The 26,918-nt window shown below is 71.9% G+C and carries 19 protein-coding genes; 13 read left to right on the plus strand and 6 right to left on the minus strand.

The window, feature by feature from the left end; translation table 11 throughout:
- The 13 genes from gatB to cimA all read left to right on the plus strand — a co-directional run bounded on the left by gatB (position 1) and on the right by cimA (position 20,543).
- Positions 1–1,512, plus strand: a complete 1,512-nt coding sequence (gene gatB, locus ACFP3V_RS05920) for an Asp-tRNA(Asn)/Glu-tRNA(Gln) amidotransferase subunit GatB (protein WP_380580477.1) — start codon at positions 1–3, stop codon at positions 1,510–1,512.
- A 336-nt stretch (positions 1,513–1,848) separates the two neighbouring features.
- Complete coding sequence (locus tag ACFP3V_RS05925) at positions 1,849–2,025, plus strand: hypothetical protein (RefSeq protein WP_380580479.1); 177 nt, start codon at positions 1,849–1,851, stop codon at positions 2,023–2,025.
- Between the two features lie 31 nt (positions 2,026–2,056).
- Positions 2,057–5,092 (plus strand): helix-turn-helix transcriptional regulator, encoded by a 3,036-nt coding sequence (locus ACFP3V_RS05930; protein WP_380580481.1) that lies wholly within the window; start codon positions 2,057–2,059, stop codon positions 5,090–5,092.
- Positions 5,093–5,286: 194 nt separating this feature from the next.
- Positions 5,287–6,234 (plus strand): 2-hydroxyacid dehydrogenase, encoded by a 948-nt coding sequence (locus tag ACFP3V_RS05935; RefSeq protein ID WP_380580483.1) that lies wholly within the window; start codon positions 5,287–5,289, stop codon positions 6,232–6,234.
- Positions 6,235–6,401: 167 nt separating this feature from the next.
- A complete protein-coding gene (locus tag ACFP3V_RS05940) occupies positions 6,402–9,272 on the plus strand; it encodes a putative bifunctional diguanylate cyclase/phosphodiesterase (protein ID WP_380580485.1) in 2,871 nt (956 codons plus the stop codon).
- Between the two features lie 156 nt (positions 9,273–9,428).
- Positions 9,429–11,330, plus strand: coding sequence for an acetolactate synthase large subunit (locus tag ACFP3V_RS05945; protein WP_380580487.1), 1,902 nt, complete (start codon positions 9,429–9,431; stop codon positions 11,328–11,330).
- Positions 11,331–11,365: 35 nt separating this feature from the next.
- Entirely contained in the window at positions 11,366–11,893 is a 528-nt protein-coding gene (gene ilvN / locus ACFP3V_RS05950; RefSeq protein ID WP_380580489.1) for an acetolactate synthase small subunit, read from the plus strand.
- 119 nt (positions 11,894–12,012) lie between these two features.
- Entirely contained in the window at positions 12,013–13,011 is a 999-nt protein-coding gene (ilvC, locus tag ACFP3V_RS05955) for a ketol-acid reductoisomerase (RefSeq protein ID WP_380580491.1), read from the plus strand.
- Between the two features lie 1,148 nt (positions 13,012–14,159).
- Positions 14,160–15,761: a phosphoglycerate dehydrogenase gene (gene serA / locus ACFP3V_RS05960; RefSeq protein ID WP_380580493.1), complete on the plus strand. Its 1,602-nt coding sequence runs from the start codon at positions 14,160–14,162 to the stop codon at positions 15,759–15,761.
- A gap of 261 nt (positions 15,762–16,022) precedes the next feature.
- A complete protein-coding gene (locus ACFP3V_RS05965; RefSeq protein ID WP_380580495.1) occupies positions 16,023–16,151 on the plus strand; it encodes a hypothetical protein in 129 nt (42 codons plus the stop codon).
- Between the two features lie 77 nt (positions 16,152–16,228).
- Positions 16,229–17,272 carry a 3-isopropylmalate dehydrogenase gene (locus ACFP3V_RS05970; protein WP_380580497.1) on the plus strand — a complete coding sequence of 348 codons (1,044 nt, stop codon included), beginning with the start codon at positions 16,229–16,231 and terminating at the stop codon, positions 17,270–17,272.
- A gap of 224 nt (positions 17,273–17,496) precedes the next feature.
- Positions 17,497–18,585 carry a branched-chain amino acid aminotransferase gene (locus ACFP3V_RS05975; RefSeq protein ID WP_380580499.1) on the plus strand — a complete coding sequence of 363 codons (1,089 nt, stop codon included), beginning with the start codon at positions 17,497–17,499 and terminating at the stop codon, positions 18,583–18,585.
- 359 nt (positions 18,586–18,944) lie between these two features.
- Entirely contained in the window at positions 18,945–20,543 is a 1,599-nt protein-coding gene (gene cimA, locus ACFP3V_RS05980; RefSeq protein WP_380580501.1) for a citramalate synthase, read from the plus strand.
- A 166-nt stretch (positions 20,544–20,709) separates the two neighbouring features.
- Here cimA and ACFP3V_RS05985 read toward each other — a convergent pair whose 3' ends face one another.
- The 6 genes from ACFP3V_RS05985 to ACFP3V_RS06010 all read right to left on the minus strand — a co-directional run bounded on the left by ACFP3V_RS05985 (position 20,710) and on the right by ACFP3V_RS06010 (position 26,818).
- Positions 20,710–21,306, minus strand: coding sequence for a GTP-binding protein (locus ACFP3V_RS05985; protein ID WP_380580503.1), 597 nt, complete (start codon positions 21,304–21,306; stop codon positions 20,710–20,712).
- On the minus strand, positions 21,287–21,808 hold the full coding sequence (locus ACFP3V_RS05990; protein ID WP_380580505.1) for a DUF742 domain-containing protein: 522 nt from the start codon (positions 21,806–21,808) through the stop codon (positions 21,287–21,289). Before ACFP3V_RS05990 ends, ACFP3V_RS05985 begins: the two co-directional genes overlap by 20 nt.
- Before the next feature lie 106 nt (positions 21,809–21,914).
- A complete protein-coding gene (locus tag ACFP3V_RS05995) occupies positions 21,915–22,328 on the minus strand; it encodes a roadblock/LC7 domain-containing protein (protein WP_380580507.1) in 414 nt (137 codons plus the stop codon).
- A gap of 15 nt (positions 22,329–22,343) precedes the next feature.
- Positions 22,344–25,649, minus strand: coding sequence for a nitrate- and nitrite sensing domain-containing protein (locus ACFP3V_RS06000; RefSeq protein ID WP_380580509.1), 3,306 nt, complete (start codon positions 25,647–25,649; stop codon positions 22,344–22,346).
- A gap of 241 nt (positions 25,650–25,890) precedes the next feature.
- The gene (locus ACFP3V_RS06005) at positions 25,891–26,472 is read right to left on the minus strand and encodes a GTP-binding protein (protein WP_380580511.1); all 582 of its coding nucleotides are present in this window, start codon (positions 26,470–26,472) and stop codon (positions 25,891–25,893) included.
- Positions 26,453–26,818 carry a DUF742 domain-containing protein gene (locus ACFP3V_RS06010; RefSeq protein ID WP_380580513.1) on the minus strand — a complete coding sequence of 122 codons (366 nt, stop codon included), beginning with the start codon at positions 26,816–26,818 and terminating at the stop codon, positions 26,453–26,455. The genes ACFP3V_RS06005 and ACFP3V_RS06010 overlap by 20 nt, the downstream gene beginning before the upstream one ends.
- Between the last annotated feature and the right edge of the window lie 100 nt (positions 26,819–26,918).

A 26,918-nucleotide genomic window follows, 5' to 3' on the forward strand; every position in this document is an offset into this window, starting at 1 on the left:
GTGAGCGTCATTGAGGACCTGGTCCCGTACGAGGAGGCTCTCGCCTCGTACGACCCGGTGATGGGCCTCGAGGTCCACGTCGAGCTGGGGACGAAGACCAAGATGTTCTGCGGGTGCTCGACCGCACTCGGAGCCGAGCCCAACACCCAGGTCTGCCCGACCTGCCTGGGCCTGCCCGGTTCGCTGCCGGTGGTGAACGCCACCGGCGTCGAGTCCGCCATCAAGATCGGCCTCGCGCTGAACTGCGAGATCGCCGAGTGGTGCCGCTTCGCCCGGAAGAACTACTTCTATCCGGACATGCCGAAGAACTTCCAGACCTCCCAGTACGACGAGCCGATCGCCTACAACGGCTACCTCGACGTGCAGTTGGAGGACGGCGAGGTCTTCCGCGTGGAGATCGAGCGCGCCCACATGGAGGAGGACACCGGCAAGTCCACCCACGTCGGTGGCGCGACCGGCCGCATCCACGGCGCCTCGCACTCGCTGCTCGACTACAACCGCGCGGGCATCCCGCTCATCGAGATCGTCACCAAGCCGATCGTCGGCGCGGGCGACCGCGCCCCCGAGGTGGCGCGCGCCTACGTCGCGGAGCTGCGCGAGCTGATCCGTGCGCTGGGCGTCTCCGAGGCCCGCATGGAGATGGGCCAGATGCGCTGCGATGTCAACCTGTCGCTGATGCCCAGGGGTTCGGAGAAGTTCGGCACCCGGTCGGAGACAAAGAACGTCAACTCCCTTCGCAGCGTGGAGCGGGCGGCGCGGTTCGAGATCCAGCGGCATGCCGCGGTGCTCAACTCCGGTGGCAGCGTGGTCCAGGAGACCCGCCACTTCCACGAGGACAACGGCACCACCACGGCCGGCCGGGTGAAGGAGGAGGCGGAGGACTACCGCTACTTCCCCGAGCCCGACCTGGTCCCGGTCGCCCCCTCGCGCGAGTGGGTCGAGGAGCTGCGCGCCGGCCTGCCGGAGCTGCCGCGGGTGCGCCGGCAGCGGCTGCAGGCCGAGTGGGGCATCTCCGACCTGGAGATGCAGTCCGTGCTCAACGCGGGCGCGATCGACCCGATCCTGGAGACCGTCGCCGCGGGCGCGCCGGCGGACCAGGCCCGCAAGTGGTGGATGGGCGAGCTGGCCCGCCGCGCCAACGAGGACGGCGTCGAGCTGACCTCGCTGCCGATCACCCCCGCGCAGGTCGCCCGGGTGACCGCGCTGGTGGCCGAGGGCAAGCTGAACGACAAGCTGGCCCGCCAGGTCATCGAGGGCGTCCTCGCGGGTGAGGGCGAGCCCGACACGGTCGTGGAGAAGCGCGGCCTCGCCGTCGTCTCCGACGACAGCGCGCTGGGCACGGCGGTGGACGAGGCCCTGGCCGCCAACCCGGACATCGCCGACAAGATCCGCGACGGCAAGCTGGCCGCGGCCGGCGCGCTGGTCGGCGCCGTCATGAAGGCCACCCGCGGCCAGGCGGACGCGGCCCGGGTCAAGGAGCTCATCTTCGAAAAGCTGGGCGTCCAGCCTTAGCCCCTCCAGGGGCGCGAGGATCCCCCACCCTTCGGGCGGGAGGTGCCCCCGGCGCGAGCAACACACCACCCGGGGAGGTCCGGCCCGCTCGATGGGGTCGACCTCCTCGGGTGGTCTGTTGCTCCCGGTGGGGGCACCCCCGGTCGAAGGGTGGGGGAGGGCGGGGGATCCTCGCGCCCCTGGCGGGGCGCCCCCGGCGCCCTAAGCAGGCCGCGCTCCCGTCTAAGGCGTCCTAGGACGCCAAGATCAGGCGGACGCCTCATGTGGGGTCCCCTCCTTGGAGAGGAGGTTAGTGGTCGTCAGAGATGAGCGACCCACCCACAGGGGAGAACGAAGATGTTCGAGTACGAGGCCATCCAGTACCGCGTCCGCGACCTGCACGCCCAGGCGGAGCACCAGCGGCTGGTCCGCAGCGCCGTCGAGGCGAATCGGGCCGCACGGGCCCGGAAGGACGGTGAGGCGAAGCCTCTTGCCGCAGGTCAGCGCCGGTGGCGGCGCGCCGCCGCGCACTGAAAATCGCCGCCCGGCGTCAGTGGTCTGTGCGATGCTGCAGAGCGTGGAGCGGATATCGGTAAGTCCCGTGTTCATCGGCCGCGGTGAGGAGATGGGGGTCCTCACCGAGGCCTTGGACCGGGCTGCCGCAGGGCAGCCGCAGGCCCTGCTCATCGGGGGAGAGGCGGGCGTCGGCAAGACCCGCCTGCTGGAGGAGTTCCAGTGCACCGCGACGAAGGCCGGCGCCTGCGTCGTGCTCGGCGGCTGCCTGGAAGTAGGCGCGGAGGGCCTTCCCTACGCCCCCTTCGCCACCATCCTGCGCCGGCTCCACCGGGAGCTGGGGCGGGAGTTGGAGCTCGCCGCCGAGGGGCGGGAGAGCAGTCTGGCCCGGCTGCTGCCGGACTTCGGGGAGGCCGTGCCCGAGGCGAACGACGAGTTCGCCCGGGCCCGGCTGTTCGAGCACACCGCCCGGCTCTTCGAGAAGCTGACGGCGGACCGGACCCTGGTCCTGGCCATCGAGGACCTGCACTGGTCCGACCGGTCCACCCGGGAGCTGCTGGCCTACCTGATCCGTACGCTGCAGCAGTCCCGGCTGGTCCTGGTCGCCACCTACCGCAGCGACGACCTGCACCGGCGTCATCCGGTGCGTCCGTACCTCGCGGAGCTGGAGCGGCTGCGCACCGTCCAGCGTCTCGAACTGCCGCGGCTGGACCGGCTGCAGGTCGCCTCGCAGCTGGCCGGCATCCTGGCGCCGGACGAGCCCTCGCCCGAGCTGGTCGGCCGGATCTGGCGGCGTTCCGAGGGCAACCCCTTCTTCGTCGAGGAGCTGGCCGTCTCGGTCCGCCAGGGCTGCGGCACCGGCCTCACCGACTCGCTGCGCGACCTGCTGCTGGTCCGCGTCGAGGGTCTGCCCGAGAGGACGCAGACGCTGCTGCGGGTGCTCGCCGAGGGCGGCTCCACCGTCGAGCACGAGCTGCTGGCGGGCGTACTCGACTGGCCGGAGGAGGAGTTGACGGAGAGTCTGCGCTCCGCCGTCGGCGCCAACATCATCGGCCCGAGCGCGGACGGCGACGGCTACCGCTTCCGCCACGCGCTGGTCCGCGAGGCGGTCTCGGACGACCTGATGCCGGGGGAGTCGGTCCGGATCAACCGCCGCTACGCCGAGGCGCTGGACGCCCGGCCCGGGCTGGTCTCCGCCGACCAGCGGGCCGCTCGGCTGGCCGGGTACTGGTACTGCGCCCACGACGCCGCGCGCGCACTGCCCGCCGTGCTGGAGGCGGGTCGCCAGGCGCGCCGGCGCAACGCCTTCGCCGAGCAGCTCAAGATGCTGGAGCGGGCCCTGGAGCTGTGGGACGACGCCCCGGCCGAGGTGCTGGCGAACGTCCGCTCCTACGACTGGGCCGACGACAGCTACCCCTTCTGCGACTGCGAGATCGCCGACGCCTGCCACGGCGAACGCGACTGCCGCGCCATGCAGTTGGTGGACCTGCTGGCCGAGGCCACGGTCGCCGCCCGGCTCAGCGGGGAGGCCGACCGCGGCCTGCGCTTCGCCAAGAAGGCGCTGCGGCTGGTCGACGAGACCACCGACCCGGAGCGGGCGGCCTGGTTCCTGCTGGCCCGTGCCCGTGCTGTGCGCTGGAAGTCCGACAACGCGGGCGAGGCCGATCTCGACCGGGCCATGGAGCTGCTGCACGGCCGGGACAGTTCGCCGGTGCTGGCCGAGCTGCTCAGCCGCCGGGCCATCGACGCCCTGCTGTCCCGGGCCCTCGGTGGGGAGCGGGAGATGGTGTTCCGGGCGGTCGAGGTGGCCCGCGCCTCCGGCGCGCGCCGGGTCGAGCTGCACGCGCAGCTGACGCTGGCGCTGATGCACGCGCACTTCGAGGAGCACGACGAGGCGGACCGGGTCTTCGCCGAGATCGGCGACGAGATCGGCGCGAGCGGGGACGTGGACCTGCTGGCCCGGCTCTACGTCAACGAGTCGCACCACCTGGAGAGCGTCGGCCGCTCCGCCGAGTCCTACGAGGTCGCCCGCAAGGGCCTGGAGATGACCCGGGCGCACGGCATGACGGCGTACAACGGCACGCTGCTGCTGGGCAACGCCTGCGAGCCGCTGATCTCGATGGGACGACTGGACGAGGCCGCCCGGCTGCTGGCCGAGGCGCCGGCCTGGCCCGGCGAACCGAAGCACTCGGACTTCCTGGAGCGGCTGCGCGGCGAAGTCGCGCTGCTGCGAGGGGACTTGGCGGAAGCGGCGGCACAGCTGACCGCCTGCCGCGAGAGCGGCATGACCTGGCAGCCGCAGAAGCTGATCCCGGCGGCCACGCTGGCCGTGCGGATCGCGAGCGCCGGGGGGCGCTACGCGGACGCGCGGGCGGAGGTGCAGGCCGCGATCGAGCAGGGCCTGCTGCCGGGTCACGAGCGGGAGGCGTGGGTCCTGCTGGCACACGGCGCGGCCGCGGAGGCGGACGCGCGGCACCTCCCGACGATGGCGGCGGGCCGCGCGGAGGCGCTCGCGCGCATCCGCGCGGCCACGGCCGGGCCCAAGGCCCTCCGGCCGTGGTTCGCCGCCTGGCGGGGGCTGGTGGAGGCCGAACTCGCCCGCGCGGAGGGCACCGACACGCCGGAGCTGTGGCTGGCGACGGCCGCGGCCTTCGAGGCCTCCGGCCTGCCGTCGCCGCGCGACACCGCCCTGTACCGGGCCGCCGAGGCGCAGGCCCTGGCGGGCGACCGGGAGGCTGCCACCGCCTCGGCCCGCGCGGCGCTGGCGCTGGCGCGCGAGCACGGGGACGCCCGACTGGTCCGGGAGATCGAGCAGTTGGCGGATCGCGCGCGGCTGGCGCTGACCGAGACGCCCGTGGTGCGGGTGGTGCCGACGGCGTCCCCGGCGTTCGACTTCAACCTGACGCCGCGTGAGCGGGACGTCCTGCGGCTGCTCGCGGCGGGCCGGTCGAACCGGCAGATCGCGGAGCAGCTGTTCATCTCGCCGAAGACGGCAAGCGTGCACGTCTCCAACATCCTCGCGAAGCTGGACGTCCCGACGCGGGGGGAGGCCGCCGCGCTGGCCCATCGCCTCCGCCTTGCGGGCTGACAGTCGGTTGCACTTCCCTCAGGGGCGCGAGGCTGCGGACATGTACGGCTCCGCCGCGTGGGCGCGGGCAACACACCACCCGGGGAGGTCCGACCCCATCTGCGGGACGGACCTCCCCGGGTGGTGTGTCGCCCGCGCGGTTCCTCCCCCACCCTTCGGGCGGGGGTGCCCCCAGCGCCCCTGCCGGATGGTGCATGGTTGCTGTCGTGACTGAGAACTTGCTGCTGCCGTTCGGGCCGGAGGAACTGGGTGGGTTGCCGGGCGGGGTGACCGTGACCGTGTGGGACGGGGACGGGGAGCCGCCGTCGCAGGAGGTGCTGGACGAGGTGACGTTCTTCTGCCTCCCCTACATGCGCCACGCGCAGGCCGTCCCGCTGCTCTCCCGGATGCCGAAGCTGCGGACCGTGCAGACGCTCACCGCGGGCATGGACGACGTGCTGCCGCATGTGCCGCCCGGGGTGCAGGCCTGCAACGCGCGCGGGCTGCACGACACGAGCACCGCCGAACTCGGGGTCACCCTCATCCTCGCCGCGCTGCGCGGCATCCCACGGTTCGTCAGGCTGCAGGACCAGCACCGCTGGAACCAGGAGTTCCACGACTCGCTCGCCGACCGCCAGGTCCTGATCATCGGTTACGGCTCCATCGGAGCCGCGCTGGAGGCCCGGCTCCGTGCATTCGAGTGCACCGTTACGCGGGTCGCGCGCCGGGCGCGCGAGAGCGCTTACGGGCCGGTGCGCGCCCTCGGGGCGCTCCCTTCGCTCATCCCGCAGGCGGACGTCGTCGCGCTGCTCACGCCCCTCACCGAGCAGACCCGGCACCTTGTGGACAAGGAGTTCCTCCAGGCGATGCGCGACGGCGCGCTGCTCGTGAACATCGCGCGCGGGGGCGTCGTCGACACGGAAGCCCTGCTCAGCGAGGTGCAGTCGGGTAGGCTCCGGGCCGCGCTGGACGTCACCGACCCCGAGCCGCTGCCGGCCGGGCACCCGCTGTGGGACGCGCCGGGCGTGCTGATCACCCCGCACGTGGGCGGGCCCAGCTCGGCGTTCCGCCCCCGCGCACTTCGTACACTGCGCGCCCAGCTTGTGCGCCTCTGCGCTGGTGAGCCGCTGGACAACGTCGTCGCGCCTGGAGAATCCATCTGAAACCCTGTCAAAAGGGGCGCGCCACGCCTCCCTTCGCCTGAATCGTGCGCAGCGGCGGGCATATTCGCCATTACTCTGAGTTGAGTGTGCATGTCTCTGAGTGACGGCTGTGGTGTAGGTTCCCGGTCGCTGGTCCGCACGCATCCGGCGCCGGAGGGGGTTTGCCCATGCTGAGCACTGAGTCGACATCCTCGGGGCCGCTTTCCGCTTCCGCGTCCGCCGCCGCGTCCGCGGCGCTGCTGTCGGGGCGGCTCGGTGACGCGGCCGAGGCCGAGGAGGAGTCCGGGCAGCGGCCGGTGCTCAGCCCCGAGGCGGCGCGGCTGCCGCGGATACTGCTGCTGGTCGTCTGCCTCGGTTACCTGGCCGGGGCCGCCTACGGTTGGGGCGGGCAGACGCTCGCGGACGTGATGGGCGACTTCGGGCTGTCCGGCGCCGCGCTCACCGCCTCGGCCTCCTGCCTCGCCTACGCCGTCCGCGCCCGGGGGCGGCACCGCTCGGCCTGGGCCTGCTTCGGTGTCAGCTCGTTCATGGTCGCGACGGGCAACGGCATCTGGGGCTGGTACGAGTGCGTGGTCCACCAGGACCTGCCCAGCCCCTCCCTCGCCGACTACGTCTTCCTCTTCTACGCCCCGCCCGCCATCCTCGGGCTGCTGCTGCTCGCCAACCGCCCCCGCAACGCGGCCGGTTGGCTCTGCCTGGCGCTGGACGGCTGGCTGATCGCGGGCTCCCTGCTGACGCTCAGCTGGTCGCTCGCCCTCGCCCGCACCGCGCAGGGCGACGCCCACAGCCCGCTGCGGCTCACCGTCCAGCTCGCCTACCCGCTGCTGGACATCCTGCTGATCAGCATGGTCCTGGGCCTGCGCTACCGCTCCCGCGACGGCAACCGGGCGGCGGTGCACACCGCCATAGTGGCCCTCGCGCTCACCGTCCTCTGCGACGCGCTGTTCACCAGCGAGACCTTCCGGGCCGGCTACCACTCGGGCGAACTGCTGGACGCTGGCTGGTTCTCCGGCTCGATGCTGCTCGCCTGGGCGCCCTGGGCCGGGACCTCGCCGCTGCGCGGCGGCGGCGGGGGCGCCGGCCGACACCACGTCGCCTCGACCTTCAGTGCGCTCACCCCCTACGCCGCCGCGGCCGTCTGCACCGTCGGCATGCTCTACGACGCGCTCTCCGCCCACCGGCTGGACAAGGTCGTGCTGATCACCAGCTGCACCGTGGTGCTCGCGCTGATCCTGCGTCAGGGCGTCATGCTGCTGGACAACCTGTCGCTGGCCCAGCGCCTGTCGCACCAGGAGAACCACTTCCGCACGCTGGTCCAGGGCTCCAGCGACGTCATCATGATCGCCGATCGGGGCGGCACGCTGCGTTACGTCAGCCCTGCCGCCGCCGGGGTCTACGGACGGCCCGCCGAGGACCTGGTCGGCCGCCGGCTGCGGGAGCTGGTCCACCCCGACGACGTGCACCAGGTGCTCGGCGAGGTCCAGCGCTATCTCGACCAGGGGCCGGACGGGGAGACCACCGCCCGGATCGAGTGCCGGGTCCGCTCGGGCGCGGGGGAGTGGCTGGACGTCGAGTCCACCGTCAACCACCACCCGCACGGGCTGATCTTCAACTCCCGCGACGTGTCGGAACGGGTCAGGCTGCAGGCGCAGTTGCACCACAACGCGTTCCACGACGCGCTCACCGACCTGCCCAACCGGGCCCTGTTCCTGGAACGAGGCCGGGCCGCGCTGGCCCGCCCGGGGGCCGCGGTGGCCGTGCTCTTCCTGGATCTGGACGGCTTCAAGGCGGTCAACGACACGGCCGGCCACCAGGTCGGCGACGAACTGCTGGTACAGGCCGCCCGCAGGCTGCGCGACGCGGTCCGCTCGGGCGACACCGTGGCGCGGCTCGGCGGCGACGAGTTCGCGGTGCTGCTGGTCGGCGAGCACCCGGGCGAGCTGGACCAGGCGCGCGCCGTGGACGTGGCCGAGCGGCTGCGCGGCCTGCTGTCGGTGCCCTACCGGGTGGGGGGCGAGGAGCACACCGTCGCCGCCAGCGTCGGGATCGCGCTTCCCGACCCCGGCACCGCGCCCGCCGCGGCCGAGCTGCTGCGCAATGCCGATCTGGCGATGTACCAGGCCAAGCGGCGCGGCAAGGACCGGGTGGCGCTGTTCACCCCGACGCTGCGTCAGGAGCAGCGCCGCCGCACCGAGTTGGACCGACAGCTGGCCGAGGCGGTCCGGGAGGGCCGACTGGAGCTGGTCCACGAGCCGATCGTGGACCTGGCCGGCGGCCGTGTCGTCGCGGTGGAGGCGCTGCCGCGCTGGCGCACCGCCCGCGGCGGCGCGCTCGCGGCGGCCGAGCCCGCCGAGCTGCTCCAGGCCGCGGCCGGCGACCGCAGCCTGCGCTTCGCCCGCTGGCTGGTGGAGCAGGCGGTCCGGCAGGCGGTCGGCCGCGGTCGGCGGCTGGGCGCGGCGGGCCGGATCCCGGTCGTGGTCCGGCTGCCCGCCCGGTCGGTCGTCGCCCCCGGGCTGACCGAGGCCGTCGCCGGTGCGCTGCACCGGGCGGGGCTGCCGCCGGAGCGGCTGGTGCTGCAGATCACCGACGGCGGCAGCGAAGAGGGCCGGGCCCACCGCTTCGACGAACTGGTGCGCCGGGCCGAGCAGTTGCGCAATCTCGGCATCGGCCTGGCGCTGGACGGCCTGGCCGGGGGCAGCGCCCCGCTGGCCGGCCTGCGGCAGCTGCCGGTCACCCGGCTCTGCCTGGAGCGCGGCCTGGTCGACGACCTGCCCGAGTCGGCCTTCCAGCGCACCTTGGCGGGCTCGGTGCTCACCCTCGGGCGGCAGCTCGGCCTGGCCGTGCACGCGGACGGCGTGGACACTCCCGGGCAGGCCGCGCTGCTGCTGCAGCTGGGCTGCGCCGAGGGGCAGGGCCGGCTGTACGGAGGTCCACGCGGCGAGAGGGAGCTGACGGACCTGCTGCTCGGACCGGCTTTCGAGCCCCGGACCGGCGCCCGGGTCCCGACTCCCTCGGGTGCTCCGTCCGGGTCGGGCTGAGGTCCGGATGATGAGACTCGACTCTCGGCAGCTTGACACCTGATGGGGCGTGAGAGGAGGGTCGTCATCATGCGCACCCGGATTCTCGTACTTGGCGGGCGCGTCGGCTGACCGGAGCTCGGCTCCGTGGCACCACGCCGACGCGCTACCCCTCGCATGCCCTGTGGCTCGAGGGGTTTTTTGTTGCAGAAAATCCTCAACTCCCGCCAGTACCACCCCTCAGAAGGACGAAGGACACAGCTGATGACTGAGCAGGCAGCCGCCCCCGTCGCCGAACCCATGACCGGCGCCCAGTCGCTCATCCGCTCCCTCGAGGCGGTCGGCGCCGAGACGGTCTTCGGCATCCCCGGTGGCGCGATCCTCCCGGCCTACGACCCGCTGATGGACTCCACCAAGGTCCGCCACATCCTGGTCCGCCACGAGCAGGGCGCGGGCCACGCCGCCACCGGCTACGCGCAGGCCACCGGCAGGGTCGGCGTCTGCATGGCGACCTCGGGGCCGGGCGCGACGAACCTGGTGACCCCGATCGCCGACGCCTACATGGACTCGGTGCCGATCGTCGCCATCACCGGGCAGGTCGCCTCCAGCGCGATCGGCACGGACGCCTTCCAGGAGGCGGACATCTGCGGCATCACCATGCCGATCACCAAGCACAACTTCCTGGTCACCGACCCGGACGAGATCCCCCGCGTGATCGCCGAGGCGTTCCACATCGCGGCCACCGGCCGGCCCGGCCCGGTCCTGGTGGACATCGCCAAGGACGCGCTGCAGGGCCGGACCACCTTCCGCTGGCCGGTCGAGATGCAGCTGCCCGGCTACCGCCCGGTGACCAAGCCGCACGCCAAGCAGATCCGCGAGGCCGCCCGGCTGCTGGCCGCGGCCAAGCGCCCGGTGCTCTACGTCGGCGGAGGCGTGCTCAAGGCCAACGCCACGGCCGAACTGCGCATCCTGGCCGAGCTGACCGGCGCCCCCGTGGTCACCACGCTGATGGCGCTGGGCGCCTTCCCCGACAGCCACGACCAGCACCTGGGCATGCCCGGCATGCACGGCTCGGTCGCCGCGGTCACCTCGCTGCAGAAGGCCGACCTGCTGTTCGCGCTCGGCACCCGCTTCGACGACCGGGTCACCGGCAAGCTGGACTCCTTCGCCCCCTACGCGAAGGTCGTCCACGCGGACATCGACCCCGCCGAGATCGGCAAGAACCGCGCGGCGGACGTGCCGATCGTCGGCGACGCCCGCGAGATCATCGCCGACCTGATCCAGGCCGTGCAGCAGGAGAAGGCCACCGAGGACGGCGACGCCAAGTTCGACTACGCCGCCTGGTGGGAGCAGCTGAACACCTGGCGCAAGACCTACCCGCTGGGCTACGACCCGGCCCCCGACGGCATGCTGAACCCGCAGCAGGTCATCGAGCGGATCGGCCAGAAGGTCGGACCCGACGCCATCTACGCGGCTGGCGTGGGCCAGCACCAGATGTGGGCCTCGCAGTTCATCGGCTTCGAGAAGCCGGGCACCTGGCTCAACTCCGGTGGCGCGGGCACGATGGGCTACGCCGTCCCGGCCGCCATGGGTGCCAAGGCCGGCCGCCCCGACGTCCCGGTCTGGGCCATCGACGGCGACGGCTGCTTCCAGATGACCAACCAGGAACTGACGACCTGTGCGCTGAACGGCATCCCGATCAAGGTCGCCATCATCAACAACGGCTCGCTGGGCATGGTCCGCCAGTGGCAGACCCTCTTCTACAACCAGCGCTACTCCAACACCGTGCTGCACTCCGGCCCGGAGGCCAAGGGCACCGAGCCGGCGGCCGGCACGCGGGTGCCGGACTTCGTCAAGCTGTCCGAGGCGATGGGCTGCGTGGCGCTGCGCTGCGAGCGCCCGGAGGACCTGGACGCGGTGATCGAGCAGGCCATGGCCATCAACGACGCGCCGGTCGTGATCGACTTCATCGTCCACCAGGACGCGATGGTCTGGCCCATGGTCGCCGCCGGCACCAGCAACGACGAGATCCTGGCCGCGCGGGACCTGCGTCCCGACTTCGGCGACAGCGACGACTGAGACGACAGAGACGACTGAGGGGAAATCAACTCACCATGTCCAAGCACACCCTCTCCGTCCTGGTGGAGAACAAGCCGGGTGTCCTCGCCCGGATCGCCGCGCTGTTCTCGCGGCGCGGGTTCAACATCGACTCGCTCGCCGTCGGACCCACCGAGCACCCGGACGTCTCCCGGATGACCATCGTGGTCAACGTCGAGGACCTCCCGCTGGAGCAGGTCACCAAGCAGCTCAACAAGCTGGTCAACGTGATAAAGATCGTCGAGCTCGACCCGTCCGCGGCGGTCCGCCGCGAGCTGGTCCTGGTCAAGGTCCGCGCGGACGCCGAGACCCGCTCGCAGATCACCGAGATCGTCCAGCTGTTCCGCGCCAAGACCGTGGACGTCTCCCCGGACGCGGTGACCATCGAGGCCACCGGCAGCTCCGACAAGCTGGAGGCCATGCTGAAGATGCTGGAGCCTTACGGCATCAAGGAGTTGGTGCAGTCCGGCATGGTCGCCATCGGCCGCGGCGCCCGCTCCATCACCGACCGCTCGCTGCGCTCCGTGGAGCAGCGCTCCGCGTGAGCGGGCCGGGTGCCCGAACCTCGAACGGGTGTCTCACCCCTTGACCCCCTGATCCGTATTCCGGACAGACCGGCGTACGGTATGACCCAAGAATTCCACCCCGCAAGGAGAAGCCAGCGATGGCCGAGCTGTTCTACGACGACGACGCCGATCTGTCCATCATCCAGGGCCGCAAGGTCGCGGTCCTCGGCTACGGCAGCCAGGGCCACGCCCACGCCCTCTCGCTGCGCGACTCCGGCGTGGACGTCCGCGTCGGCCTGCCGGAGACCTCCAAGTCCCGTGCCAAGGCCGAGGAGCAGGGCCTGCGCGTGGTGACCCCGGCCCAGGCCGCCGAAGAGGCCGACGTCATCATGATCCTGGTGCCGGACCCGATCCAGGCGGACGTCTACAAGGAGTCGGTGGAGCCGCACCTGAAGGACGGCGACGCGCTCTTCTTCGGCCACGGCTTCAACATCCGTTTCGACTTCATCCAGCCCCCGGCGAACGTGGACGTCGCCCTGGTCGCCCCGAAGGGCCCGGGCCACCTGGTCCGCCGCCAGTACGAGGAGGGCCGCGGCGTCCCGTGCATCGTGGCCGTGGAGCAGGACGCCACCGGCAAGGCCTTCGACCTGGCGCTGTCCTACGCCAAGGGCATCGGCGGCACCCGCGCCGGCGTCATCAAGACCACCTTCACCGAGGAGACGGAGACCGACCTCTTCGGCGAGCAGGCCGTGCTCTGCGGCGGCGCCTCGGCGCTGGTCAAGGCGGGCTTCGAGACCCTGGTCGAGGCTGGTTACCAGCCGGAGATCGCGTACTTCGAGTGCCTGCACGAGCTGAAGCTCATCGTGGACCTGATGTACGAGGGCGGCCTGGAGAAGATGCGCTGGTCCGTCTCCGAGACCGCGGAGTGGGGCGACTACGTCACCGGCCCGCGCATCGTGACCGACGCGACGAAGGCCGAGATGAAGAAGGTCCTCGGCGAGATCCAGGACGGCACCTTCGCCAACACGTGGATGGCGGAGTACAAGGCGGGCCTGCCGAAGTACAACGAGTACAAGAAGGCCGACAGCGAGCACCTGCTGGAGACCACCGGCAAGAAGCTGCGCAAGCTGATGAGCTGGGTCGACGAGGAGGCGTAAGCCTCAGCCCGGCACCAGCCCCCGGGGGGTGACCGGCCGCTCCGCGGCGGTCACCCCCACCCCCGCCGTCGCTACGGCCGCTCCGCGGCAACGCCGCGCAGCGGAACCGCCCCCCGCTTCGCGGCGGTCGGGCCTGGCCTGTGGTTGGGCTACCCGCTCCGCGGTGAGGTCCCGGGGGACCGCTTCGCGGCGGCCAGCCCGAGCCCGTAGCCGTTCCGCTTCGCGGTGGGGCCCTGGGGGACCGGCCGCTTCGCGGCGGTCGGGCCTGGCCTGTGGTTGGGCCACCCGCTCCGCGGTGAGGTCCCGGGGGGCCGCCGGCTTCGCGGCGGCCAGCCCGAGCCCGTAGCCGTTCCGCTTCGCGGTGGGGCCCTGGGGGACCGGCCGCTTCGCGGCGGTCAGTCCCAGCGGGACCGGCCGCTTCGCGAGGGGCCGTGGNGCGGTGGGGCCCTGGGGGACCGGCCGCTTCGCGGCGGTCGGGCCTGGCCTGTGGTTGGGCCACCCGCTCCGCGGTGAGGTGCCGGGGGACTGCCCGCTTCGCGGCGGTCAGCCCGATCCCGTAGCCGTTCCGCTTCGCGGTGGGGCCCTGGGGGACCGGCCGCTTCGCGGCGGTCAGTCCCAGCGGGACCGGCCGCTTCGCGGTGGGGCCGTGGGGGGCCGGAGGCTTCGCGGTGGTCGGGCCGGCCCGCAGTTGGGCCACCCGCGCTGCGGTGAGGTCCTGGTCGGACCGTCTGCTTAGCGGTGGTGGGGGCTCGTCCTCCGGAGCGCCGAGCAGCGGCTGCCCCTCATGGAACGGGGCTGCGCCGCTGGCGCCCGGGCCCGTGCTTTGCGCGGGTTGGGTGCCGTCTCCGCCCGCTCCGCGGGCCCGGCGGCCGTGGAGCGGCTCGTCGTGGGCGCCGGGCGGGCTCGGGGGGCCCAAATTCGGTGCGACTGCGCACCGTTGTACGGACTGTACGGTCTCCTGCGAGTGATTCCGACGCAGGGGCGCTCGGGATGGACCCCGTCCTCGCTAGACTCCGACTTGCGCGTCAGGCTCACAGCGTCGTGCGTCTCCAACGCGGCATGCCACCGTCCCCACCATGCCGTCCCCTTCCTGGATGCCCACCCCATCCAGACGGCTCGGGGAGATCCGGACAGTAAGGGAAACTGTCGTGAGCAACGTGACTTCTGCCAAACCCGTCGTCCTCATCGCGGAAGAGCTCTCGCCCGCCACCGTCGACGCGCTCGGTCCCGACTTCGAGATCCGTCACTGCGACGGGGCCAACCGGGACGAACTCCTTTCCGCCATCGCGGACGTGGACGCCATCCTGATCCGCTCCGCCACCAAGGTCGACGCCGAGGCGATCGCCGCCGCGAACAAGCTCAAGGTCGTCGCCCGCGCCGGCGTCGGTCTCGACAACGTCGACGTACCGGCCGCCACCAAGGCCGGCGTGATGGTGGTCAACGCCCCCACCTCCAACATCGTCACCGCCGCCGAGCTCGCCTGCGGCCTGCTGATCTCCACGGCCCGGCACATCCCCGCCGCCAACGCCGCGCTCAAGAACGGCGAGTGGAAGCGCAGCAAGTACACCGGCGTCGAGCTCGCCGAGAAGACCCTGGGCGTCGTCGGCCTCGGTCGGATCGGCGTGCTGGTCGCGCAGCGGATGTCCGCCTTCGGCATGAAGGTCGTCGCCTACGACCCGTACATCCAGGCCGCCCGCGCGGCCCAGATGGGCGTCAAGCTGCTCTCGCTGGACGAGCTGCTCGAGGTCGCCGACTTCATCACGGTGCACCTCCCCAAGACCCCGGAGACCGTCGGCCTGATCGGTGACGAGGCGCTGCACAAGGTCAAGCCGACCGTCCGCATCGTCAACGCCGCCCGGGGCGGGATCGTAGACGAGGAGGCGCTCGCCGCCGCTCTCAAGGAGGGTCGCGTCGCCGGCGCGGGCCTGGACGTGTTCGTCAAGGAGCCCTGCACCGACTCCCCGCTCTTCGCCTTCGACAACGTCGTGGCCACCCCGCACCTGGGAGCCTCCACCGACGAGGCGCAGGAGAAGGCCGGCATCTCCGTCGCCCGCTCCGTCCGTCTCGCCCTCGCCGGGGAGCTGGTGCCGGACGCGGTCAACGTCCAGGGCGGCGTCATCGCCGAGGACGTGCGTCCGGGCCTGCCGCTGGCCGAGCGCCTGGGCCGGATCTTCACCGCGCTGGCCGGCGAGGTGGCCGTCCGCCTCGACGTCGAGGTGCGCGGCGAGATCACCCAGCACGACGTCAAGGTGCTCGAACTCTCGGCGCTGAAGGGCGTGTTCGAGGACGTGGTGGACGAGACCGTCTCCTACGTCAACGCCCCCCTGTTCGCGCAGGAGCGCGGCCTCGAGGTCCGGCTGACGACCACCAGCGAGAGCCCCGAGTACCGCAACGTCATCACCGTCCGCGGCACGCTCCAGGACGGCCGTGAGGTCTCCGTCTCCGGCACGCTGACCGGCCCGAAGCGGATCCAGAAGATCGTCGGCGTCAACGGCTTCGACGTGGACGTGGCGCTCACCGACCACATGGGCTTCTTCCGCTACGACGACCGCCCGGGCGTCGTCGGCACGCTGGGCAACCTGCTCGGCGCGGCCGGCGTCAACATCGCCGGGATGCAGGTCTCCCGCGACGACGAGGCGGGCGACGCGCTCGTCTCGCTGACCGTCGACAGCGAGATCCCGCAGGCCCTGCTCGCCGAGATCGCCTCCGAGATCGGCGCCAAGTTCGCCCGCGGCGTGAACCTGAGCTGAATCCCCGCCCCCTGGGCGTCACGAGGGCCCTCCACCCTTCGGGGTGGGGGGCCCTCGCGCTGCCCGGAGGAGCCCCCGTCTCAGATAGTAGGAAGTCCGACTACTTCTGCAGACAGTGACCGTGAAGCCGCGTTAACTTGGTTACCGGTCGGCTGGTCCGCTGTATCCGCAGCCGGTGCCGACCCGGCCCCCGTACGGGTGATCCCCGTCTGGCCCAGCTCTCCCAACACTCCCGTGTGCTCATTCCTGAGGAGTCTTGCCATGGACCAGAAGCAGCCTGCCCGCCGTACCCGTCGCGTCCCCCGCCGCCCCGAAGCGGTGAACGCCGCCGCCGCGCTCCAGCGCGCGCTGGACCGCCGCGACAACGGCGGTGTCACCGGCCACGAGTGACGCCCCGTCAGCCGAACGGCGTCTCATATCCCGGTCATCGATTCCCGACCGGTGGACCAAGGAGTAGCCTCCCCAGCATGTCTCGCACTCTCCGCCTCGCAGTGATCCCCGGTGACGGCATCGGCCAGGAAGTCGTGGCCGAGGGCCTCAAGGTCCTGACCGCCGTGCTCCCCGCCGACACCAAGGTGGAGACCACCGAGTACGACCTCGGGGCCCGCCGCTACCACGCCACCGGCGAGACGCTGCCGGACAGCGTGCTGGAGGAGCTGAAGGGCGCCGACGCGATCCTGCTCGGCGCCGTGGGCGACCCCTCGGTCCCCTCCGGCGTCCTCGAGCGCGGTCTGCTGCTGAAGCTGCGCTTCGCCTTCGACCACCACGTCAACCTCCGCCCCGGCAAGCTCTTCCCGGGCGTGGCGTCGCCGCTCGCCGGCAGCCCGGACATCGACTTCGTCGTCGTCCGCGAGGGCACCGAGGGCCCCTACGTCGGCAACGGCGGCACGCTGCGCACCGGCACGCCGCAGGAGGTGGCCACCGAGGTCAGCCTCAACACGGCCTTCGGCATCGAGCGCGTGGTCCGGGACGCCTTCGCCCGCGCACAGGCCCGCCCGCGCAAGAAGCTGACGCTGGTTCACAAGAACAACGTGCTGGTGCACGCCGGCCGGCTGTGGACGCGGATCTTCGAGCAGGTCGCCGCCGAGTACCCCGAGGTCAGCACCGACTACCTGCACGTCGACGCGGCGACGATCTTCTTCGTCACGCAGCCGGAGCGCTTCGACGTGATCGTCACCGACAACCTGTTCGGCGACATCCTGACCGACCTCGCCGCGGCCGTCACCGGCGGCATCGGCCTGGCCGCCTCCGGCAACATCAACCCGAGCGGCGAGTTCCCGTCCATGTTCGAGCCGGTCCACGGCTCGGCCCCGGACATCGCCGGCCAGGGCAAGGCCGACCCGACCGCCACCGTGCTGTCGGTCGCGCTGATGCTCCAGCACCTGGGCCTCACCGCCGAGGCCGCCAAGATCGAGTCCGCCGTCGCCGCGGACCTCGCCGAGCGCGTGGGCAACCCCGCCCGTTCCACCTCGGAGATCGGCGACGCGCTCGCCGCCCGAGTAGCCGGCTGACCCGCCGGCCCACGTAGCCGAAGGGCGCCCACCCCGCGAACAGCGGACGAGGCGGCCCGGACCACGCGAGCCGAGAGTGCACTCCGATCGCGTCGATCCGGGCCGCCTCCTCGTCGTTCACAGACGTCGGCTGTCGCTCCCGCCCGGATCAATGCGACCATCGACCCTGGGAACGGGCTTCTGGCCCCGGACCGACGAGACGACACGGTGAAGGACAAACGTCGATGACCACGCTTGCCATTGAGCTCAAGCCCAACAGCCACCCCCTGCCCGCTGCCGAGCGCGAGGCCCGACTGGCCAACCCCGGCTTCGGTCGTTTCTTCACCGACAACATGGTGACCATCCGCTGGACCGAGGGCCGCGGCTGGCACGACGCCCAGCTCGTCCCCTACGGCCCGCTCGAGCTCGACCCCGCCAACATGACCCTGCACTACGCGCAGGAGATCTTCGAGGGCCTCAAGGCCTACCGGCAGCCCGACGGCACCGTCGCGCTCTTCCGTCCGGAGCGCAACGCGCTGCGTTTCCAGCACTCCGCCCGGACCCTGGCCATGCCGGAGCTGCCGGTCGAGACCTTCATCGCCGCCTGCGACGCGCTGGTCGCGCAGGACATCGACTGGGTCCCGCCGCACGGCGGCGAGTCCTCGCTCTACCTGCGCCCCTTCATGATCGCCGCGGAGGTGGGGCTCGGCGTCCGCCCCGCCAACGAGTACCTCTTCGTCATCATCGCCTCCCCGGCGGGCGCCTACTTCGAGGGCGGCGTGAAGCCGGTCTCCATCTGGATCTCCCAGGACCGCGTGCGCGCCGTCCCCGGCGGCATGGGCGACGCCAAGACCGGCGGCAACTACGCCGCCTCCCTGCTGGCCCAGGCCGAGGCCGCCCGCGAGGGCTGCGCCCAGGTCGCCTACCTCGACGCGGTGGAGCGCAAGTGGGTCGAGGAACTGGGCGGCATGAACCTCTACTTCGTCTACGGCGACCGGATCGTCACCCCCTCGCTCACCGGCTCCCTGCTGGAGGGCGTCACCCGTGACTCGCTGCTGACCGTGGCCCGCGACCTCGGTTACCAGGCCGAGGAGGCCCGCGTCTCCATCGACCAGTGGCGCGAGGACACCGCCAACGGCACGCTGACCGAGGTCTTCGCCTGCGGCACGGCCGCCGTGATCACCCCGGTCGGCTCCGTCAAGACCAAGGACGGCGCCTGGACCCAGGGCGACGGCGCCCCGGGCCCGGTGACCATGCGCCTGCGCGAGCAGCTGCTCGCCATCCAGACCGGCAACGCCGTCGACCCGCACGGCTGGCGCCACACGGTCGCCTGACCGGACGCCCCGTCAGGGGGCGTCCGTCGCACCCGCACACGCGCGAACGTCACCCGGGGACCGGCGACCGGTCCCCGGGTGACGTGCTGTCCGGCCGGACGGCCGTCACGGACCGGGACCCGGCGCGACGTCTCGGATGGCGGGACGGTAGGCGGACGGCGACGGAGGGTGTGGCAGACTGCCCTCGTGGCTCTCGTGGTGACGATGATTACCAGCGAGCGCGCCGGTCCGCAGTGACCGTTCCGCAGGATCGACTTGAAGCGCGGAGCGGACCCTGTGTCCTCAGACCCGCGCGCAGACCTCTCGCATCCTGCGAGGGGTCTTTTTCATTGCTCCGTGTTCGGACAGGAGACCCGGCCATGACCACCCCCGGCAGCCCCGGCGACGAATTCCACGTCTTCGACACCACCCTGCGCGACGGCGCCCAGCGCGAGGGCATCAACCTCACCGTGGCCGACAAGCTCACCATCGCGCGGCTGCTCGACGAGTTCGGCGTGGGCTTCATCGAGGGCGGCTGGCCGGGGGCCAACCCCCGTGACACGGAGTTCTTCGCGCGGGCCGCGACCGAGCTGAAGCTGCAGCACGCGCAGCTCGTCGCGTTCGGCGCCACCCGCCGCGCGGGCGCGAAGGCCGAGGAGGACCCCCAGCTGCGGGCCCTCGTCGACAGCGGCGCCCCGGTGGTCACCCTCGTCGCCAAGTCCCATGACCGGCATGTGGAGTTGGCGCTGCGGACCACGCTGGAGGAGAACCTGGCGATGGTCCGCGACAGTGTGGAGTTCCTGCGCTCACAAGGACGCCGGGTCTTCATCGACTGCGAGCACTTCTTCGACGGCTACAAGGCGAACCCGGAGTACGCCGTCGACGTCGTCCGCGCCGCCCACGAGGCGGGCGCGNNNNTCGTCGTGCTCTGCGACACCAACGGCGGCATGCTGCCCTCCGGGGTCCGCGAGATCGTCGCGGACGTGCTGGCGCGGACGGGGGCGCGGCTGGGCATCCACGCCCAGGACGACACCGGCTGCGCGGTCGCCAACACCCTTGCGGCGGTGGAGGCCGGGGCCACCCACGTGCAGTGCACCGCGAACGGCTACGGGGAGCGGGTCGGCAACGCCAACCTGTTCCCCGTCGTCGGGGCGTTGGAGCTGAAGCACGACCGCCGGGTGCTGCCGGAGGGCCGGCTGGCCGAGATGACCCGCATCTCGCACGCGATCGCCGAGGTCGTCAACCTGACGCCGTCCACCCACCAGCCCTACGTGGGCGTCTCCGCCTTCGCCCACAAGGCCGGCCTGCACGCCTCCGCGATCAAGGTGGACCCGGACCTGTACCAGCACATGGACCCGGGCCTGGTGGGCAACTCGATGCGGATGCTGGTCTCGGACATGGCGGGCCGCGCGAGCGTCGAGCTCAAGGGCAAGGAGCTGGGCTACGACCTGTCCGGCAACCGCGAGGCGGTCGGCCGCATCGTCGACAAGGTCAAGGAGCGCGAACTCGCCGGCTACACCTACGAGGCCGCGGACGCCTCCTTCGAGCTGCTGCTGCGGGCGGAGGTGACGGGCAGTCAGTCCCGGTTCTTCCGGCTGGAGTCGTGGCGCGCCATCGTCGAGCAGCGGGCCGACGGCACGCAGGCCAACGAGGCCACGGTGAAGCTCTGGGCCAAGGGCCAGCGGATCGTCGCCACGGGCGAGGGCAACGGCCCCGTCAACGCCCTGGACCGGGCGCTGCGGACGGCGCTGGAGCGGTTCTACCCGCAGCTGGCCAAGCTGGAGCTGGCGGACTACAAGGTGCGGATCCTCGAGGGCGAGCACGGCACGGGCTCGTTCACGCGGGTCCTCATCGAGACGACGGACGGCGTGACGTCCTGGTCCACGGTCGGCGTCGCCGAGAACGTCATCGGCGCGTCCTGGCAGGCCCTCGACGACGCCTACACCGTCGGCCTCCTCCGCGCCGGACTGACGCCGTAGGCGCATTCAGGGGGCGAGGAACGGCGCGAGCAACACACCACCCTGGGAGGTCCGACCCGTACTCAGCGGTCGGACCTCCCAGGGTGGCGTGTTGCTCGCGCCGTTCTCCCCCACTCTTCGGGCGGGAGGTGCCCCCACGCGCCCCTGACGGGCCCCCGGCAGGCGCCTACCGGAGCCGGGCGAGGAGGGCGTGTTCGACGAGGGTGATGAGCGTGCTCTTCGCGCTGTCGCGCCGGCGCGCGTCCGTCGTGATGATGGGCGTGTCCGGGCCCAGCTGCAGCGCCTCCCGGACCTCCTCCGGCGTGTGCGTCTGGTTCCCGTCGAACGCGTTGATCGCCACGATGAACGGCAGGCCGCTGTTCTCGAAGTAGTCGATGGCGGGGAAGCAGTCCGCCAGGCGGCGGGTGTCCACCAGCACGACCGCCCCGATCGCGCCGCGGACCAGGTCGTCCCACATGAACCAGAAGCGGTCCTGGCCGGGGGTGCCGAACAGGTAGAGGATCAGGTCCTCGTCCAGCGTGATGCGACCGAAGTCCATGGCGACCGTGGTCGTCGTCTTCCCGCCCACGTGCGTGAGGTCGTCGACACCGGCGGAGGCCGAGGTCATCACGGCCTCGGTGCGCAGCGGGTTGATCTCGGAGACCGCGCCGACCAGCGTCGTCTTGCCGACGCCGAAACCACCGGCGACGACGATCTTGGCGGAGGTGGTCGTGCGAGCCCCTGCGGCGGCCGTGGCGGTCGGCCTAGAGCTTGCGAAGTCCACTGAGCACCCTTTCGAGCAGTGTCACGTCTGGCGTTCCGCCGGATTCGCCCCCGGCGGCGGGCTGGTGGATGGCGACCAGGCCGGTCTCGGCCAGGTCGGCGACCAGGATGCGGGCCACGCCGAGCGGCATGGACAGCAGGGCGGAGACCTCCGCGACCGACTTGATCTCCGTGCACAGCCCGCAGATGCGCTGGTGCTCAGGCAGCAGCGTGGCGATGCGCTCCGGGGCCGCCGTCGTCGACACCAGCGCCTCGATGGCGAGCTGGTACCGGGGACGGGTGCGGCCGCCGGTCATGGCGTACGGACGGATGAGCGGTTCCTCGTCCTCCGGCTCGACGCCGGGAGGCTGGTTCCAGTCGTCCGCGTAGGACGTCTGCTGCGGGAACTGGTCATATCCGGGGTACCCCGGGGCGTAACCGCCGCCGGGACCGCCGAACGCGTCATGGCCCGTTCCCGGGTAGGCAGCGCCGTAGTGGCCGTTCTGGTCCTCGGGCGGTGTCACGGTTCCTCCTCACAGTGGAACGACGGGGCGATGCGGCTCGCGTTACAAGGTAGTGCGGGTCGTACGAGGTCGTGCGGTGTTGCAAGGAAGCCGAGTTGACACCCCGTCAGTGAAGCAGACTGCCCTGCAGCTCTGCGCGGAGGGCCGGGGTCAGCACGGTACCGGCCCGGTCGACCAGGAGGGCCATCTCGTAGCCGACGAGGCCGATGTCGCTGTCCGGCGAGGCCAGCACGGCCAGGCTGGAGCCGTCGGAGATGGCCATGATGAAGAGGAAGCCGCGCTCCATCTCGACCACGGTCTGGGTGACCTTGCCGCCCTCGAAGATCCGCGAGGCGCCCTGCGTGAGCGAGGTCAACCCGGAGGCAACGGCGGCCAGTTGGTCGGCGCGGTCACGCGGGAAGCCCTCGGACATGGCGAGCAGCAGACCGTCGGCGGAGACCACCACGGTGTGAGACACCCCGGGGGTGTTGTCCACGAAGTTGGTGATCAACCAGTTGAGGTTCTGTGCCGCTTGGCTCATCTGGCTCATCTGAAATCAACGCTCCTGGGGGTTGGTGCCGTACGAGCCGAAGCCCGTGGAGGGGGTGTCGCCCGCGCTGTGGCCCTGCTGGATGCCGCGGCGCAGGTTCGTCAGCCGGCCCCGCACCTCCTCCGGCGAGCGGGACAGCTGGGACGCGGCCGCGGCGGCGGGCGCTGTGGAGCCCTGGCCGTTGCCGTGGGGGTCGGGGACCTGCCCCGGCTGCAGGTTCTGCCGGGGCACCCGGCGAGGCAGGCCGGCCTGGGTGGTGCCGCCGGAGACGGGCTCGCGGTGCAGCGGGCTCGGCTGGGCGGGCAGGGCCGGCTGCTCGGGGGCCTCGACGGGCCCGGAGTCCCGGGCTCCGGTGAACCAGTTGGGGCGCTCGCCCGCGTCGCGCTCGCCGATGGCGCGGCCGCCGAGGGCGGCGCCGGGACGGCGCGTCGGCAGGCCGCCCTGCCCCTGCTCCGGCGGGGCGCTCAGCTCACTGCTGCCACCGAACGCGGCCTGGGCGCCGCCCAGTTGACGCTGCGGCAGGCCGTTGGAGCCGGCGGCGGGGAGGGCGGTGGTGTCTCCCGGGCCCTGCGGCGTGGGGGTGTCGCCGAAGCCGCCCGGACGGCGCTGCGGCAGGCCGTTGGCGCCCACAGCGGGGAACGCGGCCGTGTCGCCCGCCCCCTGGGGCGCGGCCGGGCCGCCGAAGCCGCCCGGACGGCGCTGCGGCAGGCCGTTGGAGCCGGCGGCCGGGAAGGCCCCGGTGTCGCCGGGGTGGCCGAAGCCGCCCGCGGGGGCCTCGGTGCCGGGCATCGGGAACGCGCCGGCGTTGCCGAACCCGCCGTGGTCGCCGAACCCGCCGTCGCCGTAGGCCGCCGGCTGCTGGGGCATGCCGTTGGCGGCCGGGGCGGCGAACCCGCCGCCGAACGCGTCCTGCGGGAAGCCCGTACCGGCGCCGGTCCCCGCCGCGGCCTCGAAGTCCTGCGCGGTGTAGCGGCCGGCCTCGTAGGCCGGGTCCAGCGAGGAGGGGTACGTCTGCGTGGAGCCGGGCCGGTACTCGTCGAAGTCCCGTCCGTAGTCCCGCACCGCGAGCGGGTCCGCGGAGCCGGTGGCGTCGCCCGGGCCGGCCGGCGCGGCGGCAGCCGGAGCCACGCCGTCCGGGCCCGCCAGGGCCGCCTGCTCGCGGCGCTGGCCGAGCCGCAGCGAGCGCTGCACGCTGTCCAGGGTCGGCGCCTGCTCGGCCGACGCGGCGACGGCCTGGCGGCCGTAGCGGCTGTCGTCGAAGCCCAACTCGTCGGCGGTGCGCAGCGGTCCGCCGTTCGGGTCGAAGGCCGCGGCGGCGGCCTCGGCCTCGGGGTAGATCCGGGAGACCGTGAACTGCTCCTCCGGCTCGCCCACGCGCGGCAGCTGGGTCAGGTGCTCGGGGAGCATGACCAGCGAGGTGGTGCCCGCGGACTCGCCGGACGGGCGCAGCTGGACCCGGATGCCGTGGCGCTCGGCCAGGCGGCCGACCACGAAGAGGCCCATCTGCCGGGAGACGGAGGCGTCCACCGTCGGCGGCTCGGCGAGCTTGGCGTTGATCTCGGTGAAGTCCGAGGCGGTCAGGCCGATGCCCTTGTCGTGGATCTCCACCAGCACGCGCTGGTCCGGCAGCCGGGTCGCGTTCACCCGCACCCGCGTCTGCGGGCTGCTGAAGGTGGTCGCGTTCTCCAGCAACTCGGCCAGCAGGTGCACGAGGTCGGTGACCGCGGGACCGACCACGTCGGTCTCCGGGATGCCGGACAGCTCGATGCGCTCGTACTGCTCCACCTCGGACGCGGCCGCGCGGAGCACGTCGACCAGCGGGATGGGCTCGCCCCAGCTGCGGCCGGCGTCCTCGCCCGCGAGGACCAGGAGGTTCTCGCCGTTGCGGCGCATGCGGGTGGCCAGGTGGTCCAGCTTGAAGAGGTTCTCCAGCTGGTCCGGGTCCGCCTCGTTGTTCTCCAGGTCCGTGATCAGCGCCAGCTGACGCTCGATCAGGCCGTGGCTGCGGCGGGACAGGTTGGTGAAGATCGCGTTGACGTTGCCGCGGAGCAGGGCCTGCTCGGAGGCGAGTCGCACGGCCTCGCGGTGGACGTCGTCGAAGGCCCGGGCGACCTCGCCGATCTCGTCCGTGCTGTTGATCGGGATGGGCGCGACGCTAGTGTCGACCCGCTCGGGGTCGGTGCGCGAGAGCCGGCGGACCATGTCGGGCAGCCGCTCGCTGGCGACGGCCTGCGCGGTGTCGCGCAGGCGGCGCATGCTGCGCACCATCGAGCGGGAGATGAAGAAGGTGAGCAGGCCGGCCAGCAGGACCGCGGCCAGCGCCTCGGCCGAGGTGACGATGGCGTTCTGCCGCGCGTCGCTCTTGGCCTGGGCGGTGTCGTCCAGCACCTGCTTGATCAGGGCCTGCTCGGTGGTGCGCTCCTGGTCGACGATCTGGCTCGCGTGTGCGTACCAACTGGTCGGCGTGATACCGGTCTTGGAGAGCTTCTCGTGGTTCGCCTGGACCGCGAAGAGGTTGGTCTCCTGCTGCTGCAGGTCCGGGTTGCCCTGGACCGTCTTCTTGAACAGGGCCCAGTCCGCCGGGATGTTGGACAGCTGGAACTGGCCGAGGGCGGTGGAGGTCAGCTTGTTGGCCGTCTTGACCGCGACGACCAGGTCGTTCGGGAAGCCCTTGCTCACCAGTCCGACCAGCACCAGGTACCGCTCGGTGGAGACCGACGCCTTGGCCAGTGCGAGCGCGTAGATCTCGCGGCCCCGGCTGTTGACGGTGTTGTCGCTGAAGGCCAGCTCGTTGGCGGTGCCCATGAGCGGGAAGATCAGGTTGGAGTAGCCCTGCTGGACCACGTCCACGATGTCCTGCGGAGTGTCCAGCTTCTGGGTGCGCAGCTGGCCGAGGGAGCTCTTCTGGGCCGCGAGGAAGGTGCCGACCTGCTGCGAGAGCGCGTCGTTGTCGGTGACCCCGGAGACCGCCGCCTGCAGCGTCAGGATGTCCTGGTTGGTCCGCTGCTGGGCCTGCTGCACCTCGGTGCTGGGCCTGCCCGTCAGCCGGGGAACCAGGGAGGAGTCCCGCTCCGTCTCAAGGTCGTGGACGACTGTGAGCGCCTGCTCGACGACCTTGGCGACCTTCTCGTTCTGTCCGGCCGCCTGGTAGGTGTCGACCTGGTCCTTGACCCTCAGTCCGGCGAAGCCGAGGCCGGTGACGACCGGGACGAGCAGAATCGCCGTCAGTCGCGTGGGCACGCGCCAGTTGCGGAAACGCCATGCGGAGCCGCCGGCGTCCATAGGTCCGGGATCTGCCTCGTTCTGGCTCACTGACTACAACCTCTCGGCTCCCATCCGGCGGATGGCTGGCATTTCAGCACGGGGCCGTTGCGGGGGCCAAACACCCGGTCAAGGGCCGCTTGCTGACGAAAAAACGGACATGGGGTCACAGAGTCGGCGAATTCCCACCTCCGCTTGGACGCTCCGCTTGCGGGTGCCTACCTCGCGTGACGCGGACGTGGGAATTACGTGCCGAACCGTTATGGAAACTTCAACGGATGACCTCTTCCGTTCACCGGAGCCGAGCCAGCAGCGCGTGCTCGACCAGCGTGATCAACGTGGTCTTGGCGCTGTCGCGGCGGCGCGCGTCGGTGCTGATGATCGGCGTGTCCGCGCCCAACTGCAGTGCCTCGCGCACCTCTTCGGGCCCGTGCAGGTGCTGGCCGTCGAAGTCGTTGATGGCGACGACGAAGGGCAGGCCGCTGTTCTCGAAGTAGTCGATGGCGGGGAAGCAGTCCGCCAGGCGGCGGGTGTCCACGAGCACGACGGCGCCGATGGCGCCGCGGACCAGGTCGTCCCACATGAACCAGAAGCGGTCCTGGCCGGGCGTGCCGAACAGGTAGAGGATCAGGTCCTGGTCCAGCGTGATGCGGCCGAAGTCCATGGCGACCGTGGTGGTCGTCTTGCCGCCGACATGGGTGAGGTCGTCGATGCCCGCGCTGGCCGAGGTCATCACGGCCTCGGTGCGCAGCGGGTTGATCTCGGAGACCGCTCCCACGAGCGTGGTCTTGCCGACGCCGAAGCCGCCCGCGACGACGATCTTCGCCGAGGTGGTGGCACGGGCGCCTGCGGTGCTAGAGCCTGCGAAGTCCACTGAGCACCCTTTCGAGCAGAGTCACGTCCGGGGAGCCTCCGGTCTCGGAGGCCGCCGCGGGCTGGTGGATGGCGACCAGGCCGGCTTCGGCCAGGTCCGCCACGAGGATGCGGGCCACGCCCAATGGCATGGGCACGAGGGCGGAGACCTCGGCGACCGACTTCACGTCACGGCAGAGCTCCACGATCCGGGCGTGCTCGGGCAGCAGGGTCCCGGCCCGGTACGCCTGCGGGGTGCTGGTGATCAGCGCCTCGATGGCGAGCTGGTACCGGGGCCGAGTGCGTCCGCCGGTCATGGCGTAGGGGCGAACCAGCGGTTGCCTTGCTCCGCCGTGTGGCGTGGTCATCGAACCTCCTTGGACTGCGCGGCTCCTGTGCCTTTCCGCGGCGAGGGTTGGTGGGAACGCGGTTCTGGCGTGCGGTCAGTGCGTACGTCGCGTACGTCGG

The sequence above is a fragment of the Streptacidiphilus monticola genome (assembly GCF_042658505.1).
Taxonomy (GTDB): Bacteria; Actinomycetota; Actinomycetes; order Streptomycetales; family Streptomycetaceae; genus Streptacidiphilus; species Streptacidiphilus monticola.